This is a genomic window from Aromatoleum evansii, assembly GCF_012910805.1.
In the GTDB taxonomy this organism is placed as follows: domain Bacteria; phylum Pseudomonadota; class Gammaproteobacteria; order Burkholderiales; family Rhodocyclaceae; genus Aromatoleum; species Aromatoleum evansii.
On sequence record NZ_WTVK01000188.1, the window covers coordinates 1 to 562 of the forward strand.

1 protein-coding gene and 1 pseudogene are annotated in these 562 nt (G+C 68.9%); both read left to right on the forward strand.

What is annotated here, in order from left to right:
- Positions 1-189 (forward strand): annotated as a pseudogene (locus GO615_RS27840) (enoyl-CoA hydratase); the annotation flags it as partial.
- A gap of 2 nt (positions 190-191) precedes the next feature.
- On the forward strand, positions 192-562 hold a 371-nt coding region (locus GO615_RS27845), incomplete at its 3' end, for a nitronate monooxygenase (protein ID WP_211167412.1).

Sequence of the window (562 nt, forward strand, 5' to 3'; positions counted from 1 at the left end):
CGCGGGCCGAGGCGCGCCCAGGGCCGAATCAAGACCCTCCTCGACGCCGCGCTGACGAACCCGCTCCAGACGCAACTCGACTTCGAACGGGACCACTTCCTCGACAGTCTCTTCGGCCCCGAAGCGGTCGAAGGCGTCGAAGCCTTCCGCGCGAAGCGTGCGCCCGATTTCAGCCGGAGCGCGATGTGAAGATGCCCGAGTTGAACGCAATGGAGCCGACCGCCGGCGAAATGGCCCCGGCCGACCAGCCCCCGACCTTCCGCACCCGCATCACCGAACTCTTCGGCACGCGACTGCCGATCGTCGCGAGCGGCCTGCAGTGGCTGTCGAACGCGCACTACGTCGCCGCGGCCGCGCACGCCGGCATGATCGGTTTCATCACCGCGGCGAGCTTCGCCGAGCTCGACGAGCTGCGCCGCGAGATCCGCCGCTGCCGCGAACTCGCCGATGGCAAGCCCTTCGGCGTCAATATTTCGATGCTGCCCAAGCTCGCCAAGGGCGACCGGGTCGACGCCGTCGTCGACCTCGTCTGCGAGGAAGGCGTGCGCTTCGTCGAGACCGC